General features: G+C 48.2%; 13 protein-coding genes and 1 pseudogene. 10 read left to right on the top strand and 4 right to left on the bottom strand.

Annotation, left to right across the window (positions count from 1 at the left end; all coding sequences use genetic code 11):
- Positions 1–44 precede the first annotated feature (44 nt).
- Positions 45–1,634, top strand: coding sequence for a hypothetical protein (locus tag K7B67_RS15535; RefSeq protein ID WP_252176800.1), 1,590 nt, complete (start codon positions 45–47; stop codon positions 1,632–1,634).
- 202 nt (positions 1,635–1,836) lie between these two features.
- On the top strand, positions 1,837–3,354 hold the full coding sequence (locus K7B67_RS15530) for an RING finger protein (RefSeq protein ID WP_252176799.1): 1,518 nt from the start codon (positions 1,837–1,839) through the stop codon (positions 3,352–3,354).
- Between the two features lie 88 nt (positions 3,355–3,442).
- Here K7B67_RS15530 and K7B67_RS15525 read toward each other — a convergent pair.
- Positions 3,443–3,559 (bottom strand): annotated as a pseudogene (locus tag K7B67_RS15525) (IS200/IS605 family transposase); the annotation flags it as partial.
- A 70-nt stretch (positions 3,560–3,629) separates the two neighbouring features.
- On the opposite strand from K7B67_RS15525, the gene K7B67_RS15520 reads away from it, so the two are divergent.
- The 4 genes from K7B67_RS15520 to K7B67_RS15505 all read left to right on the top strand — a co-directional run bounded on the left by K7B67_RS15520 (position 3,630) and on the right by K7B67_RS15505 (position 8,494).
- Positions 3,630–5,045: a transposase gene (locus tag K7B67_RS15520; RefSeq protein WP_252176798.1), complete on the top strand. Its 1,416-nt coding sequence runs from the start codon at positions 3,630–3,632 to the stop codon at positions 5,043–5,045.
- 26 nt (positions 5,046–5,071) lie between these two features.
- A complete protein-coding gene (locus K7B67_RS15515; protein WP_252176797.1) occupies positions 5,072–5,686 on the top strand; it encodes a hypothetical protein in 615 nt (204 codons plus the stop codon).
- Between the two features lie 83 nt (positions 5,687–5,769).
- On the top strand, positions 5,770–7,287 hold the full coding sequence (locus tag K7B67_RS15510; RefSeq protein WP_252176796.1) for an IS66 family transposase: 1,518 nt from the start codon (positions 5,770–5,772) through the stop codon (positions 7,285–7,287).
- Positions 7,288–7,408: 121 nt separating this feature from the next.
- Positions 7,409–8,494 (top strand): RING finger protein, encoded by a 1,086-nt coding sequence (locus K7B67_RS15505; RefSeq protein WP_252176795.1) that lies wholly within the window; start codon positions 7,409–7,411, stop codon positions 8,492–8,494.
- Positions 8,495–8,552: 58 nt separating this feature from the next.
- Here the strand turns inward: K7B67_RS15505 and folE are convergent, their stop codons facing one another.
- Positions 8,553–9,110, bottom strand: coding sequence for a GTP cyclohydrolase I FolE (folE, locus tag K7B67_RS15500; RefSeq protein ID WP_252176794.1), 558 nt, complete (start codon positions 9,108–9,110; stop codon positions 8,553–8,555).
- A gap of 297 nt (positions 9,111–9,407) precedes the next feature.
- Here folE and K7B67_RS15495 point away from each other — a divergent pair, with 297 nt between their 5' ends.
- From K7B67_RS15495 to K7B67_RS15480, 4 genes are all read left to right on the top strand, one after another.
- Positions 9,408–10,394: an amino acid ABC transporter substrate-binding protein gene (locus K7B67_RS15495; RefSeq protein WP_252180590.1), complete on the top strand. Its 987-nt coding sequence runs from the start codon at positions 9,408–9,410 to the stop codon at positions 10,392–10,394.
- 105 nt (positions 10,395–10,499) lie between these two features.
- Positions 10,500–11,726 carry an amino acid ABC transporter permease gene (locus tag K7B67_RS15490; RefSeq protein ID WP_252176793.1) on the top strand — a complete coding sequence of 409 codons (1,227 nt, stop codon included), beginning with the start codon at positions 10,500–10,502 and terminating at the stop codon, positions 11,724–11,726.
- A 26-nt stretch (positions 11,727–11,752) separates the two neighbouring features.
- Positions 11,753–12,826: an amino acid ABC transporter permease gene (locus K7B67_RS15485; protein WP_252180589.1), complete on the top strand. Its 1,074-nt coding sequence runs from the start codon at positions 11,753–11,755 to the stop codon at positions 12,824–12,826.
- A gap of 28 nt (positions 12,827–12,854) precedes the next feature.
- Positions 12,855–13,625 carry an amino acid ABC transporter ATP-binding protein gene (locus K7B67_RS15480; RefSeq protein ID WP_276576705.1) on the top strand — a complete coding sequence of 257 codons (771 nt, stop codon included), beginning with the start codon at positions 12,855–12,857 and terminating at the stop codon, positions 13,623–13,625.
- A 91-nt stretch (positions 13,626–13,716) separates the two neighbouring features.
- On the opposite strand, the gene K7B67_RS15475 is transcribed toward K7B67_RS15480, so the two are convergent.
- Both K7B67_RS15475 and K7B67_RS15470 read right to left on the bottom strand, forming a co-directional pair.
- Positions 13,717–15,036 carry an outer membrane protein transport protein gene (locus K7B67_RS15475; protein WP_252176792.1) on the bottom strand — a complete coding sequence of 440 codons (1,320 nt, stop codon included), beginning with the start codon at positions 15,034–15,036 and terminating at the stop codon, positions 13,717–13,719.
- A 217-nt stretch (positions 15,037–15,253) separates the two neighbouring features.
- Positions 15,254–16,576: an outer membrane protein transport protein gene (locus K7B67_RS15470; protein WP_252176791.1), complete on the bottom strand. Its 1,323-nt coding sequence runs from the start codon at positions 16,574–16,576 to the stop codon at positions 15,254–15,256.
- Between the last annotated feature and the right edge of the window lie 132 nt (positions 16,577–16,708).

Here is a 16,708-nt window from a genome sequence, read left to right as displayed (position 1 = left end):
ACTGTATCCGGAGCTTTTTTTATGGGTCTCCATGGTCTATATAAATGGATGCTAAGGAAGCTCACACAAAGCTCATTAATAGTAATGCAGTTATTTTAACGAATGCAGGTGACAATATGACCCAGCTATGTGTCTTAAAGACATTTTTGTTTTCAGTGTTTTTGTTTTCAGTGTTTTTGTTTTTTCATCAGCAGGTGCTGGCAAACGACACCTATCGTCTGGAAGAATTTCTCAAGCATCAAAAAGAAAGCGGGGAACCGCCTTTAAAAAAACAAAAGCGTACAGATGAACCGGGCATGAGCCCTCAGCCGACCATGAGCCCTCAGCCGACGATAAGCCCACTTGGAAACATCCGCATTGGCTTTGCCAGACTTAATTTAGAATCTGACGATTTATCTGGAGATGATCGACTGGAAACCTGTGAAGGTTACGAGGTTTCTGAGCAGGATTTTGAACGTTTGCATAGCCTTTATTTGAGTTATGTGAACACGGGTGATCCTCAAAATCGAAAAGCTCGTATTCAAGCAATGCTGAGACTCATGCATCGTATGTCCGCTATTAACATAAATGTGACCAATGGAAAAAGCCAGGCAGAGAGAAAGCTAATCAAACAAATAGCAAAAAGCCTTTTTGGTGATTTTTTTTGGAAGAAATACATAAATGGCAGAAGCAATCCTTATTACAATTATTTCTATTTACATACGAAGGAGCGTGAGCCCGATTATGCTAGTGTTAATCACGGTTTAGCCCTGATGATTCTTACGTTTCTTGCTCCCCACTATTTTGAGAAGGATCCACTTTATATCCACTTTAGTTCGTTGTATAACATATATACCGGACATAGCTACGATCAAGCATTCGGCAGTGCATTGCTTTCTGAAAATATCAGTGAGTATCATTCTCCGCAAAGTCTTGCCAATCAATTAAATATAGCCGGATTGGATGCAGAAGCAGCACTTCTAATCGGTTTGGCTGCCATGGCATCAGCCGCTTTCCAGCACATGGATACAGGATTGGAATCGCAAGAGACACTGGAAACTTTGTTAACACGATGCTTGCCATACGAGCTTCTGGTCGTTGTCTACAACAATATAGCCAGACATTTCCGTTCTGGACGCTGGTGTAGTGTACCTGCGAATATGTACAGTGTGTGCGGCATGGAAGAATTTACCCTCGGTATTGTGGGTATTAACCCCACACCTGAATTTCCGGGGCAGCTACATCATTTGCGGTTTCTAGTAGATTATGTTGAGCGTTCAGACAGAGAAGGTCCAGGCAGAGAAGGTTCAGACAGAGAAGGTTCAGACAGAGAAGGTTCAGACAGAGAAGGTTCAGACAGAGAAGGTTCAGACAGTGAAGGTTCAGACAGTGATTCCTCTGTTGAGATGTCAGATTCTGAAGATCAAGGCCAGTCAACCGTTATTCAACAACAAAATGAACTAACAGCCCAGCCAAGACAGGAAATAGCAAACCAAACTGCAACAGAGGAACAGGGGGCCGTTGGCGGCGCCACAGAAGTCACCAAACAATGTGGAGTTTGTGGCAATACACTGCAAGCAATGGTGAGGTTCGAAAATTCTGAACATGTAGATTTGTGCCAGATTTGTATTGAGCAAACGATACGGGCGCAGTAGGGTTGTCACTATTGTTCGGTAAAATCGAATTCATATAAGGAGCATGTCGACGTGTCTCATTAAAAAGGGTTGTTACCTTTTCAGCTGCATCCGGATGAGCTTTTTTTATGGGTCTTCATGGACTATATAAATAGGTACTAAGGATGCTCACGCAACGCTCATTCATAGTAGTGCAGCTGTTTTAATGAACTCAGGTATAAGTATGATCATACAAAATGCTATAAAAATGATTTTGTTTTCAGTCTTTTTGTTTTTTTATCAGCAGGGGGTGGCAAATGATACCTATGACCTTGAAGGATTTCGGGAATATCAGAAGAGAAGCTCGAAGCCGCCTTTAACTAAACAACAAAGGCGTAAAGGTCAGAGGCCGCTTGAAAACGTCCGTATTGGTTTTGTCAGGCTTAACCTGGAATCTGAAGGTCTCTCTGGAGATGGGCGATTTGAAACCTATGAAAGTTACGAGGTTGATGAACAGGCCTTTTTACGTTTAATCAGGTTTTATTTTAACTATGCAAATATGGGTGATGCTCAAGATCGAAAGACTCGTATTCAAAGAGCACTGAGGCTGATGCATCATATATTCGCTCTCAATATCAATCAAATTAATGAACATAACAAAGAGCTGGTAAATATAACGACAAGGTCTCTCTTTGATCAACGGTTTTTTGAATTGAGTCACAATAGCAGGGGTAACCCTTATTTCCATTATTTCACTCTTGGTTCGGTCCAACAGACTCAATACGCCGCTGTTGATAATGGCCTGGTTCTGATGTACCTCGCTTTCCTTGGCCCCCATTGTCTTTCCGACCCTAACTTTGATTCCTTCTTTGCCGTGCTGCATAACAGCTATACCGCAAAAAGCTACAATCGAGCATTTTCCCAGGGATCCCTTTCTGGAGTTATTAGTGAATACAGCTCTCCGCAGAACATTGCCAGTCAATTGAATAACGCTGGACTGGATACGGAAACAGCACTGCTAATTGGCTTAACTGCAATGGCAACAGCCGCTTTCCAGAGCATACACTTTGGAGTGGGCTGGCCAGAGACACTGGAGGATTTGTTACAAAGATACCCACCCTACCAAATTCTGGGCACTGTCTACTGGAATTTGACTGGGCTTTGCCCTGGTGGACATTCAATTCCGACACCCCATGCCATGCACACCGTGTATGGTATGCAACAGTTTATACTGGGCGTTTTGGGTATTGATCTTGAACCGTCATCAGGATCGTCACCGGCATCATCACTATCAGGATCGTCACCAGCATTATCACTATCAGAAGCGTCAGAAAGTGTTGGCGGTCTATCCGATACAGAAATTGAGGAGTTGCAATGGGAATTTGAGGCTGAGCCTCAGGATCAGACTCAGACTCAGACTCAGCCAGAGCCAGAGCCAGAGCCAGAGCCAGAGCCAGAGCCAGAGCCAGAGCCAGAGCCTCAGGATCAGTCGGTAGTCATTCAACAAAAAGATGAACTGATAGCCCAGCTACGCCAGCAATTAGCAGGCCAGACTGCCACGGAAGAGGCTGGAGCCGTTGGAGGTGTGGGTATAGAAGCCCCCTCGGAATGTCGCATTTGTTACGAACCGCTGGAAGAATGGATTGTATTTCAGCCTTGTAGGCACGGTTCTGTATGCCGGAATTGTGCTGGGTTACTTGTAAGGCAGCCGTGTCCCTGCTGTCGGAGACACATCGTATCATGGGAGAAGGTATTCCTATGACCTGTCTTTGAACGAAATTAAGGGCGCAATCCCGCTTCTTTAGAGGCAGGTCAAGCCCTTGCAAGGCGTTAGCCTTGCTGTGACAGTCGCTTCGTAGCCGGTCGATCATTTCTCTGGCGAACATGTTCCTACGATATTTTGTAACAAATACTAGATGTACGTTATTCCTAAATACACATGATCTACAAGATCTCCATTCGTACATAAAAACCTCATATTTGACTGATACTTCTAACCAGACTAGCATGAAGCCATTCAGTTCAACGGGTTATGTAATGCTTCAAGGTATCCGACTCAAAGCCAATCCAACAGATCAGCAAAAGTTGGTTCTGTCTCAGTGGATGGGTTGCGCTCGGGTTATCTGGAATGCAAAGTGTGATGAACATCGCTATTACAGCACCTACGCCAGAAAGTATTGTCCTGTTGGTACTCATGCTCCGGTCGATCAGAAGACTTCGCAATTCAAAAGCAAAGAATTGACACCCTGGTTATCCGATTGTCCCAGCCAGATAATCAGGAATTCTGCCGTCAATTGGTATCAGACCTACCATAAACACATTAATGGCCAGTGCGGTAAGCCAAAGAAAAAGCCAAAATCCGACAAGGGTAGCATTCACCTCACCAATGAAGTGTTCCGGTTCGATATCTGTGAAGATGGTGTAACCCGTCTTTTCATTGGTACAAAGACCAATAATATTGGTTATTTGTCGTTTAAAACTCACCGTCTATTCAGCGAACCAAAATCCATTTACATTAGAAAAGAGGCTGGTCAGTACTCCGTTTCTTTCTGCTACGACGATGGATCAGAAGAACCACCAACAGAAAAAGAGCATTTGGAATACCTTAAAGGTGCTTCCAAAGAGTGGCTGGAAGAGCATGTTATCGGCGTGGATCGAGGTGTTGCTATACCTGTTCATACTGGCGTTAAGCCTTATGACTTTACAGAAAACCAGACAAAGAACATGGATAAGCGCCAGCGATACCTAAAGAGGTTTCAGCGCCGTTTGTCTCGCCAAACCAAAGGCTCTAACCGTCGTCAGAAAACAAAGAACAGGATTAGCAGGCAGCACAAGAAAGTAGCCAACATTCGGCAAGATTTCTGCCACCAAACCAGCCGTAAAATGGTCGATAGCAAGGCCAGAGTCATTGTTTTCGAGGATCTGAAAACCTCAAAAATGACTCGCAGGCCAAAAGCAAAAAAAGATCAAAACGGAAAGTTCATCTCCAACAAGGCGAAACAAAAAGCCGGACTGAACAAGGCCATTCTCAACGTAGGATGGCACTTCCTGGAAGCCTACACCCGATATAAAGCAGCAAGAGCAGGCAAAGCAGTCTTCAAAGTGCCTGCACCCTTTACGAGTCAAGAGTGTGCTGATTGCGGTCACACTCACCCCGACAACCGCAAGACACAAGAACGGTTTCTTTGCGGTCAATGTGGACACTTTGACAACGCTGACAGAAACGCCAGCATCGTAATCAAGAAAAGAGCAATTAAGTTTTTCATGGACTCTGGAACGGAGTTGGTTGGCAAAGGAATTCCTGTGCTAACTAAAGGACGTGGAGCGAAATGTAAGTCGGAAAAGGGCAAGCCCTCTTGTGCAGCTCGCAGTGAAACGTCAAAAAAGAAAAGAACGGTGACTACTCCGGTAGCTTGCTTAGTATTGGAAGCTCGCTCCTTTAGGGGCGAGTAGTTCACAACATTTAGCCGTCCGTTGTCATGATCTTGAAAAAGAGAGCCAGCAAGGCTCTCTTTTGCCTGAATCTGCAGACGACGGTCAAACATACTATACAGGTATGTGCAGCTCACACGAAGCTCATTAATAGTACTGCAGCTGCGTTAACGAATGCAGGTGAAAACATGACGATACAATGTGCCTTAAAGACGCTTTTGTTTTCAGTATTATGGTTTTTTTATCAGCAGGGGCTGGCAAACGACATCTACGACCTCGAAGCATTTCGCGAGCATTACAAGACAAACTCGAACCCGCCTTCCAATAACCTGGCAGCGTTCTTAGGTCAGAACCCACTTGAAAACATCCGTATTGGCTTTGTCAGACTGAATTTAACCTCTGACGAGCTATCTGGCGATGGGCGATTTGAAACCCTTGGGGACTACGAGGTTAATGAGCAAGACTTTAGACGCCTGGGTTGGCTTTATTTTAATTATGTGCACATGGCTGATACTCATGATAAAAAGATTCGCAGTCAAAGAATGCTGAGACTCATACATCATATATTCACTATCAATATAAATCAGATCAATGCACGAAGCCCCGACAATAAACGGCTAATTAGCGTAGCAGCACAAAGCCTCTTTGAACATTTTTTGTAACTATTCAGCCCCCCCCTGTAATCGACTGGTATTTTCGTGATTTTGTGCCACCCTGAAGTACAGTTTCCTGGTCGTATGCCGCTATGAGTCAGCTTACTCCCGAATTTCAGATGATTGTCGCCCTCCTTGCCGTTGTGAATGAACTGCAAGAGCAGGTGACCGTGCTGAGCCAGCAAGGGGCAAAGCTGGAGGCGGAGAACAAAGAACTCTCAGCTAGACTCAATACCAACAGCCGTAACAGCAGCAAGCCTCCATCCTCGGATGGATATGCAAAACCCAACGCCAAAGCAAAGGACTCTTTAGAGGCGACGGAGAGCGACCCAAAAGACGAAAAACCCAACCCAAAAAGCTTACGAAAGAAGTCAGGTCGTAAGCCTGGCGGCCAGAAAGGTCACAAAGGTTCTACGCTTCGACAAGCTGCTAAAGCAGAGCATACCCACTACCACCCTGTCATTGACTGCGAAAAATGCGGTTGCTCGCTGCGTTCGGAAAAAACGGTTAAGCGGGTTGAACGACAAGTGTTTGAACCTGGTCGTTTTGGTCACTTTGAAGTGACTGCTCATGTAGCAGAGGTCAAAAAGTGTAGCTGCGGTCATGTAACGCAGGCCAGCTTCCCTGAAGGCGTAGACTCTCATGTGCAGTATGGGCCTGTTACTCAGGCACTGGCCGTGTATCTTTGCCAGTATCAGCTGGTGCCTTACAAGCGTGCTTCCCAGTTCTTCATGGATATTTTCGGGTTAGAGGTTAGCCCGGGTTCTATCTGCACCTTCCAGGAAAAGGCTTATAACCAGTTAGCCAGCACCGAACAGGCTATTGCCGATGCCCTCAAGGTAGAACCCATTGCCGGTGCTGACGAAACAGGCATGAGAGTAGCCGGGGCGCTATGGTGGATGCATGTCCTTCGTACTGAAAAATGGACGATGTATCACCTTGATCCCAGTCGAGGTCACTCCGCCATAGAGTCCATGGGCATCTTACTGGCCTTTGCTGGAATATTAGTTCATGACCACTATAAGGCTTACTTCCGTTATGCCGCACTTCATGCCCTCTGCAATGCCCATCACCTGAGAGAGTTACAGGGTGTTGTTGACAGGGACTGCAACCATCTTGCCGCACGTTTGCAACGGTTGCTGAGACTGGCCTGCCATCTCAGCAACGGTTTCAGAAAGATTGGCATGAAGGCTATGCCAGAAGTGATTTACCAGCGCATTGCCTCACTGTTCGAGCGGACAGCGAGAAGAGCGCTGGCTGAAGAGGCTGAGTATATGGAACGAGTACGGCAACGGCTGGGTCGTGACAAAGTCAAAAATACCAAAGCCTTCAACCTGTTTAAGCGGTTGGTGGAGTTCAAGGACGAAACCTTGAGATTCATGACCGACCTCAACATCCCCTTCGACAATAATGGCAGTGAACGAGACATAAGAAATGGCAAGGTGAAGCAAAAAATATCGGGTTGTATCAGAAGCAAGAAAGGAGCGAAATGGTATTGCCGGATACGGAGTTATGTTTCATCGGCGAGAAAGCAGGGTCAGAACGTTTTCGAAGCCCTGCTTATAGCCATGAAGAATTACTGCGGTCATCCTTTGCTGGGTGCTGAATAGTTACCATTTTTTTTCGTCAGAAACGAGGCATGGCGGGGGGAATCCGTATCACAATTATTTCTCTTCAGGCTCGGTAGCAAGCCAGTCAAATCATGTCGGTCTTAATAACAACTTAGTCCTGATGCTGCTAAGTTTTCTTGGTCCTCATTTTCTTTCTGGCAGTGACTTTAGTAACTACTTTACTGTGATGCGTAACAGTTATACCGTAACAAGCTTCAATCGGGCATTTTTTCTCGGATCGTTTTCTGAAAATATCAGTGAATACCGTTCATCGCAAAACATGGCCAGTCAATTCATAGCAGCCGGATTGGACACGGAAATAGCATTTCTAATTGGCTTAACGGCAATGGCATCAGCCGCTTTCGATAGCATTAGATTAGGGATGGAATGGCCGACGACACTGGAAACTTTGCTGCACATATATTTACCTTACGAGATTATGGCCACTATCTACTGGAATTTGGTTGGCTTTTTCCCCGCTGGACATTTATCCCCTGTACCTCAGGTCTTTTTTACCGCAGGGGGTATGCAAGAGTTTACGCAGGCTATTTTGGATATTGACCTGACACCTGAGCCTGTAACATTCCCGTCAGAACCGGAAGAAAATCTGGACCGTTCGAATTTGGGTATTAACCGAAGACCACCTGTAGAATTAGAATTCCCGTCAGAACCGACATCAAACGTGAACCGAACCCAGGACCAATGGGGCTATCATGCTTCTGGTGAAGATCCGAATTCCGAGCGTCAAGATCCGGTTATATTCATTCAACATTTCTCGTCAGGACCGGTACAAGACCGGAATGAAACACTGAGCCAATCGGGTTATTATTTTGTAGGTCGGGGCAATCGGCGGGAATTGGAGTATCAAGTTGCGCCTCAGGCTTCTGGTCAAGAACGGAATTCCGGGCATCGAGACCCGGCTACAGTCATTCAACAACAAAATGAACTGATAGCCCGACTACGACAGGAATTGGCAAACCGGAATGTAACGGAGGAGGCTGGAGCCGTCGGAGGTAACGCAAAAGCCCCCTCGGAATGTGTGATTTGTACCGAACCATTGGAAGAAGTGATCGCATTACTGCCTTGTGGGCACGCTGGTTTATGCAGGAATTGTGTTGAGCTATTTGTAGAGGACGAGAAGGATTGTCCGGTGTGTCGGGTAAAAGTCACATCAAGCAAGAAAATATTCCTCTCAAGTCCTCGTTGAGGAAAAACGATGATCCTGAAAAAGGGAGCCAGCAAGGCTCCCTTTATAACACAGCGGTTTATTTGTTGCGGATAAACTGCAGGAACTCTTCCCGGGTAGGCTGGTTTTCACGCATCAGGCCCAGCATGACAGAAGAGGTCATGGAGGAATTCTGTTTTTCGACACCGCGCATCATCATGCACATGTGCTGGGCTTCAATAACCACCCCCACTCCTTTTGCACCCGTTGCTTCAACAATGGCATCGGCAATCTGCTTGGTCATGTTTTCCTGAATCTGCAGACGACGGGCAAACATATCGACAATGCGGGCAAACTTGGACAGGCCCAGTACTTTGCCATCGGGGATGTAACCAATATGGCACTTGCCAATAAAGGGCAGCATATGGTGTTCGCACATGGAGTACAGCTCAATGTCCCTGATCACTACCATTTCGCTGATGTTGGATTCAAACACCGCATTGTTGACAATATCTTCAAGGCTTTGCTCATAACCGCGAGTCAGGAACTGCATGGCCTTGGCGGCACGTTTGGGGGTGTCTCTCAGGCCATCCCGGTGAATATCTTCCCCCAGGGATTCAAGGATGGCTTTGTAATATTCGCTCAGTTGCTCGGTCATGGGTCGCTCAGTAGTGACATGAAAAGTAGCGGCATGAAAAGGGCAGGAGTCAGTGACTGCCAGTCTTTCACGGGAGTTCAGGTAGAAAAATTGGCCAGAGTTTAACACAAAGAGGGCCGTGTGGAACGGTTTGAATTCCTGAGCGCTTTATCCGTTGCCGGGGTTGTTAGTTCTAGCCAATGTCGGTAAGGTTTTCTGAGTATCAGATGCCTGCTGAAAAATAAAGTAATAGAAACAATAACAAATAGGATCGAAAGCATGATCAGAAAACTCAAAAAATGGGTGGCACCTGTTTTTATGCTGGCAGCGGCCAGTGCCCAGGCCGAGACCGGCACTAATACTCTGGAAGCCGTGTTAAGCAAAGGCTACCTGAGTTGTGGGGTAAATACGGGGCTGCCGGGTTTTGCGACACCCGATGAGAAAGGGCAGTGGTCCGGCATGGATGTGGATGTTTGCCGTGGTGTGGCGGCTGCGGTACTGGGTGATGCTGCCAAAGTTAAATTCATTCCCCTGACCGCCAAGGAACGTTTTACCGCTCTGCAGTCCGGTGAAATCGACGTGCTTTCCCGAAATACCACCTGGACACTCACCCGCGATGCCGCCCTGGGTCTTAACTTTGCCGGTGTCAGCTATTACGATGGCCAGGGCTTTCTGGTGAAAAAAGAGTTGGGTGTGACCAGCGCCAAACAACTGGACGGTGCTGCGATCTGCATTCAGGCCGGTACCACCACTGAACTGAACCTTGCTGATTATTTTCGTACCCATGGCATGAAATACCAGCCGGTTGTCTTTGATACCGCCGACGGTACCGCCAAAGGTTTTGATGCAGGCCGTTGCGATGTCCTCACGTCCGATCAATCCCAGCTTTACGCTCTGAGGCTGCGTCTGTCGAAGCCCGATCAGGCCGTTGTTCTGCCTGAAGTCATTTCAAAAGAGCCTCTGGGGCCACTGGTTCGTCAGGGCGATGACCAATGGTTCAACGTTGTAAAGTGGTCTCTGTTCGCCATGATTAATGCCGAAGAGCTGGGCCTGACTTCGGACAATATTGATAAGAACAAGTCCTCAAGCAATCCTTCCGTTCGCCGCTTCCTGGGCATTGAAGGTCCCAAGGGCAAAGGCATGGGCCTCAAGGATGACTGGGCTTATCAGGTAGTGAAACAAGTGGGTAATTACGGTGAAGTCTTTGAGCGTAATATCGGTCAGGCTTCTTCCCTGAAGATTGAGCGTGGTCTCAATGCCCAGTGGAGTCAGGGCGGCATTCTCTACGCACCTCCTTTCCGCTAAGCGTCTTGAAAGGCTGACGGCCCGAATCAGGCTGTCAGCCCTAACGCCAAATAGACGACCACAGCACCATAAAATGTAAGAATAAAATTTGAAGAATAAAAAGCCATGGACGGATTTTTCGTGGCGGATAAAAGGCACCTTATGGTTGTAAAACTCTGGCGAGACCCCCTCTGGCGGGCTGTTTTTTTTCAGGTTCTGTTGATTCTTGCCGTGGTGGCAGTGGTTGCCTGGGTGGTTAATAATACCCTGTCGAATCTGGAACAACGAGGCATCAGTACCGGCTTTGATTTTTTATCCCAATCCGCAGGTTTTGGCATTATCCAGACGCTGGTGGCCTATGACGAGAGTTATAGTTTTGGCAGAACGTTTCTGGTGGGTTTGCTCAATACTCTGCTGGTCTCTTTTCTGGGCGTTATCTTTGCCACCGTTCTTGGATTTCTGATCGGTATTGCCCGACTCTCTTCTAACTGGCTGCTGTCGAAACTGGCCAGTGTTTATATTGAGATTTTCCGGAATGTTCCCCTGCTGCTGCAGATTTTCTTCTGGTACTTTGCGGTTCTGGGTGTTCTGCCCAGCCCCCGTCAAAGCATCAGTCTGTTTGATGTCATCTTTCTTAACGTTCGTGGAATTTCTCTGCCCTGGCCCGAATTGAATGCTGGCATGGTGACCGTTGCCTGGGTGTTCGTGGCGTGTCTTGCTGTTGTGTTGGTGTTGAAATGGTTTATGCGCTCATGGGTACGTAACCATCAACATCAGGAAAACAACGGGCAAACGCTGCTCTTTATCAAATTAGCTATCAAAGTAGCAATGGCTGCAATGATTGTTCTGATTCCCCTGGCGACCAGCTTTCTGGTGGATGCCCAGTTGCAATGGGAGGTACCGGCATTAAGAGGTTTTAATTACTCTGGCGGCCTGGTCTTAATACCTGAACTGGTGGCTCTCTGGTTTGCTTTGAGTATTTATACCGCGGCGTTTATTGCCGAAGTCGTTCGCTCTGGTATTGAGTCGGTCAGCAAAGGTCAGAAAGAGGCCGCAGCGGCGTTGGGTCTCAAGCCCGGCAGAGTGCTGAGCCTGGTGGTGATTCCCCAGGCCATGCGGGTGATTATTCCGCCCCTGACCAATCAGTACCTGAACCTGATCAAGAACTCTTCACTGGCGACGGCTATAGGCTACCCGGATCTGGTCAGTGTCTTTGCCGGAACCACACTGAACCAGACCGGTCAGGCGGTGGAGGTGATCGCCATGACCATGGCCGTTTATTTGACCATCAGTCTGACCGTCTCTGTCCTGATGAACCTCTATAACCGCTGGGTAACGCTGGAAGCGCGTTAGGGACTCTGTTTATGAAAAACACGACGATGGCACAAAAAATGATTCCTGCCAGAGAGCCCCCGGTTAACTCAAGGGGCGTTTTCGGCTGGCTGCGGGAGAAACTGTTTGCGACGCCCTTTCAGTCACTGATGACATTGACCCTTATTTACGGGCTCTATCTGATTATTCCTCCTCTGTGGCAGTGGGCGGTTATGGACGCCACCTGGACCGGTGAAAACCGTGCCGCCTGTAACGTCGAAGGTGCCTGCTGGGCTTTTGTCACGGCACGACTGGATCAGTTTATTTATGGCTTCTACCCAAAGAGTGAAATCTGGCGGGTCAATCTGTTTTTTGCGCAATTAGCCCTGATTCTGGCCTGGCTGATGATTCCGGCGATTCCCGGCAAGAAACTGGCATTGGGGGTGGGGTTACTGGTGTTGCCGGTCACCTCCTGGCTGGTACTGTCTGGCGGTCTCTTCGGCTTGCCCGTGGTGGAAACCCACCAGTGGGGTGGCTTGATGGTGACTCTGGTGCTGGCGCTTTATGGCATGCTGGCATCATTACCGGCAGGCATTCTGCTGGCTCTGGGTCGGCGCTCTTCCATGCCAGTCGTTCGGACTTTTTGTACGGCTTATATTGAACTCTGGCGTGGTGTACCGCTGATTACTGTGTTGTTTATGGCGTCGGTGATGCTGCCACTGTTTGTTCCGGAAGAAATTGTTTTCGACAAACTGGTGCGGGCTTTGATCGGGATTGTTATGTTCCAGTCGGCGTATATGGCCGAGGTGGTGCGAGGTGGCCTGCAGGCCATTCCAAAAGGTCAAGTAGAAGCGTGCCAGAGCCTCGGAATGGGTTACTGGCAGAGTATGTTGCTGGTGGTGCTGCCCCAGGCCGTGCGTTTGGTTATTCCCGGCATCGTCAATACCTTTATTGCTCTGTTTAAAGACACCAGTCTGGTATTGATTATTGGCCTGTTTGATTTGCTTTCGATTGTTCAGGCGGGCCTGAATGATCCCGAGTGGCTGGGCACTGCCGTAGAAGGTTACCTTGTTGCCGGATTTGTGTTCTGGCTGTTCTGCTTTGGTATGTCCAGGTACAGCCAGCGTCTGGAAAAGCATTAATTAAGAATAATGAAAATGAGAGGTCTCCATGGATAAGACAGTCCGGGAAGTCAAAGCCCCAGGAAATCCTGTGATCAGGTTGAATGGGGTCAACAAATGGTACGACAGCTTTCATGTATTAAGAGATATTCATCTGGATGTGTTGCGCGGCGAAAAGATAGTGATCTGTGGGCCTTCCGGCTCAGGTAAGTCGACTTTGATTCGCTGCATCAATGCCTTGGAAGAGCATCAGCAAGGCCAGATCATTGTCGATGGCACCGAGCTGACCCGGGATCTGAAAAATATAGAGAAGGTGCGTCGTGAAGTGGGGATGGTGTTTCAGCAGTTTAATCTGTTCCCTCATCTGACGGTGCTTGAAAACTGCACATTGGCACCGCTCTGGGTCAGGAAAACCAGTAAAAAAGCCGCAGAAAAAACGGCGATGGAATACCTTGAGCGCGTCCGTATTCCCGATCAGGCGGATAAATATCCCGGACAGCTCTCAGGAGGTCAGCAGCAGCGGGTAGCCATTGCCCGAAGCCTCTGCATGAATCCGGAAATCATGTTGTTTGATGAGCCCACGTCGGCACTGGACCCGGAAATGATCAAGGAAGTACTGGATGTTATGATCGAGCTGGCCAACGAAGGCATGACCATGATCTGCGTGACCCATGAAATGGGTTTTGCAAAAACGGTGGCGGACCGGATGATCTTTATGGATCAGGGGCAGATCGTGGAAGAGGCGACGCCGGATGTCTTTTTTAACAGCCCTGAGTCTGAACGTACCCAAGCGTTTTTGGGGCAGATTCTCAGTCACTAGTGCAACCAAGCCTTGATATGCATACAACCCCCTCGTTCCCATGCTGGAGCATGGGAACCAGAGTTTTGCGACAGCCCAATAGAGACCGTATTTAGAACCGGTAAGTCGCAGAAGCGTGGATGGAATAAGAGCTGGCTTCGTACTTACCCGGGTAAGCAGTAGTCGTATCAGTCAGCTGACCACCGCCTTCTACATCGTCATTGCTGACGGTATCGTAGACAGCAGCAAAATCCAGATCAACCTTGCCATCCAGAATACGGGTTCCGGCACCCACAGTGAAAGTGTGAGCCCCCCCTGGTGTAGAGAAGGTCGGCGCAGCATATTCTTCAGGAACAACAGCTGTCGTATGAACGTAACCGGCTCTCAGGGCCCAGTTCTCAATGCCGGTGTATTCGGCGGCAATGCGGTAGTTGTACTGGTCTTGCCAGTTTGTGTAGATTGCCGGAACAGCCAGCTCACTGACATCATCAGAGGTAAACTGGATCTGTTTGTTGCTGCTGTACTCAGAGTAGGTGACTTCGCCAAACAGGGTCCAGTGTGGGGTTACCTGGTAATCGATACCAGTAGAAATCTGCATTGGTAGAGCTGTTTCCGCGGTAGCATTACCTGTAACGGTAGCGCCGCTGCCGTCCCGGTAGTTGTAATCACCATCCGCTTCAATACTCACTTCAGAACGGTAATTGATCCCCCAGCCCCAACGGTTGTCGTCAGAGCGGTACATAGCACCCAGACGGACACCGAAGGTATTAAAACCACTCATTTCGTTATAGCCAACAGAAGCACCAGCTTTGTTACCAGCAATCTCTTGGGTAGCGAGCATATTCAGATCAGCGGTAGCGTAAGTCAGGCGATATGTACCTCCAACGGACCAGTTGTTGTTAATGCGATAAGATAATCCCAGACCTGTTTCAAGAATCTTGATATCAGTGGAGTAGTCGCCTGTGATCGGGTTAACTTCTTTTCCCACAAATTTAAACTTATCGCCAACCGTCACATCTTTATAGCTAACAGCAGAACCCCCAGCAGCATAAACACCGTAACCCATAGTGAATTTGTCGTTCAGTTTGAACAGACCGGTCAGGCCACCAACAGGAGAAAAGTTGGTTTCACCCTCAATAAAGGTATTGTTACCCTGCGCAGGACCGTTGGCCGCGTTAAAGGTCGGAGAAACGTGCAGGGCAATATCATTGGACTCGGCAAAAGCCATACCCGCCGGGTTGAAGAGGATGGCACTGGAATCATCAACAGAAGAAACCGCAGCCCCCGCCAGTGCACTGTGCTCGGCATCCCAGAATGTCGCTTTTTCAAAACCACCGGCAACCGCTTGGCCTGCTGAAAAGGCAACCGCCAGAGAAGAGGCTACGGCTAATGGCGAAAGGAAAAAACGGGGGGAATGTGTCTGGCTTTTCATTACAACTCCTGATGATGGCAAGGCCTGAGGGTGGTCGAATGGCGGCATAGTCTATTTATGCTTATTAGGAATTTCTGTTGTGGTTTTGTAATTAAATGGTTATTAAAAATGATATTTTTAGGCGTGTTTCAGAAAAGTGTTTTGATTAAAAAGAAACAAGGCCGCTGATCTTTCGATCAGTAGCCTTTTGGGGTGGTGTTACTGAAAAAAAATTGCCTTAGAAGCGGTAAGTCGCAGAAGCATGGAAAGAGTAAGAGCTGGCTTCATACTTACCCGCGTAAGATTGAGTCGTGCTGGTCAGCTGACCACCGCCTTCTACATCGTCATTCTTAACGGTGTCGTAGACAGCAGCAAAATCGAGGTCCACCTGTCCATTCATAATGCTGGTTCCCGCACCCAGAGTGAAGGTGTTAGCAGCGGCTGGAGTCGAGAAGGTGGGGGCAGCATACTCTTCGGGTACGACGGCTGTTGTATAAATGTAACCCGCTCTCAGGACCCAGTTATCAACACCCGTGTATTCGGCAGCAATGCGGTAGTTATACTGGTCTTCCCAGTTGGAGTTGATTGCCGGTACCTTTAACTCAAGGTTGGCATCATCGGTGGTAAATTTGATCTGTTCGTTGTTGCTGTACTGGGAATACGTGACTTCACCGAACACCGTCCAGTCTGGAGCAACCTGGAAATCAACACCGGAAGAGATCTGCATGGGTAGTGATGTTTCTGCAGTGGCATCACCTTTAACGGTTGCGCCGGTGCCGTCCCGATAGTTGTAATCACCATCCGCTTCAATATCAACTCCAGAACGGTAGTTGATACCCCAGCCCCAGCGGTTGTCGTCAGAGCGGTACATGGCACCCAAACGCACTCCGAAGGTGTTGTAGCCGCTCATGTCGTTGTAGCCAACAGAAGCTCCAACGTTGCCAGCACCAACGTTCTGGGTCGCCAGCAGATTGATATCAGCCGTAGCATAAGTTAGACGATAAGTACCTCCAACGGACCAGTTGTTGTTGATGCGATAGGCTAACCCCAGGCCCGCTTCAACAACTTTGATGTCGGTAGAGTAGTCACCTGTGATTGAGCTGGCGCTAATTGGACCAAAGCTAAACGTATCGCCAACTGTCACATCCTTATACTTGGCACCAGCACCACCGGCAGCATAAACGCCATAACCCATGGTGAGTTTGTCGTTTAGTTTGAACAGACCTGTCAGGCCGCCAGAAGGGACAAAGTTTTTTTCACCTTCAATATAGGTCTCAACACCACCCGCAGGAGCACTGGTCTGCGTCCAGGTAGGAGAAAGATGCAAAGCAACATCATTGGATTCGGCAAAAGCCAAACCCGCCGGGTTAAAGAAGATTGCACTGGAATCATCGACAGAAGACGCAGCGGCACCCGCCAGTGCGCTGTACTCGGCGTCCCAGAGTGTCGCTTTTTCAAAACCACCGGCTACGGCATGACCTGCTGAAAGAGCAACAGCCAAAGCGGAAGCTACAGCCAATGGCGAGAGGGAAAAGGGTGAGGTACCTTTGTGGCTTTTCATTATAACTCCTGATGGTGGCAAGACCTGTGGTGGCTCCCTGTTACAAAGAAAAGGCTGCTTTTCCATTAACAAGTGATACGAGCCGACCTGATTGCGAACGTTGTTTGCTCTTATCGAGTCTTTTCAGGTCCG

Source organism: Endozoicomonas sp. 4G (assembly GCF_023822025.1).
Lineage (GTDB): Bacteria > Pseudomonadota > Gammaproteobacteria > Pseudomonadales > Endozoicomonadaceae > Endozoicomonas_A.
This window is presented reverse-complemented; position numbering and strand designations above follow the sequence as displayed.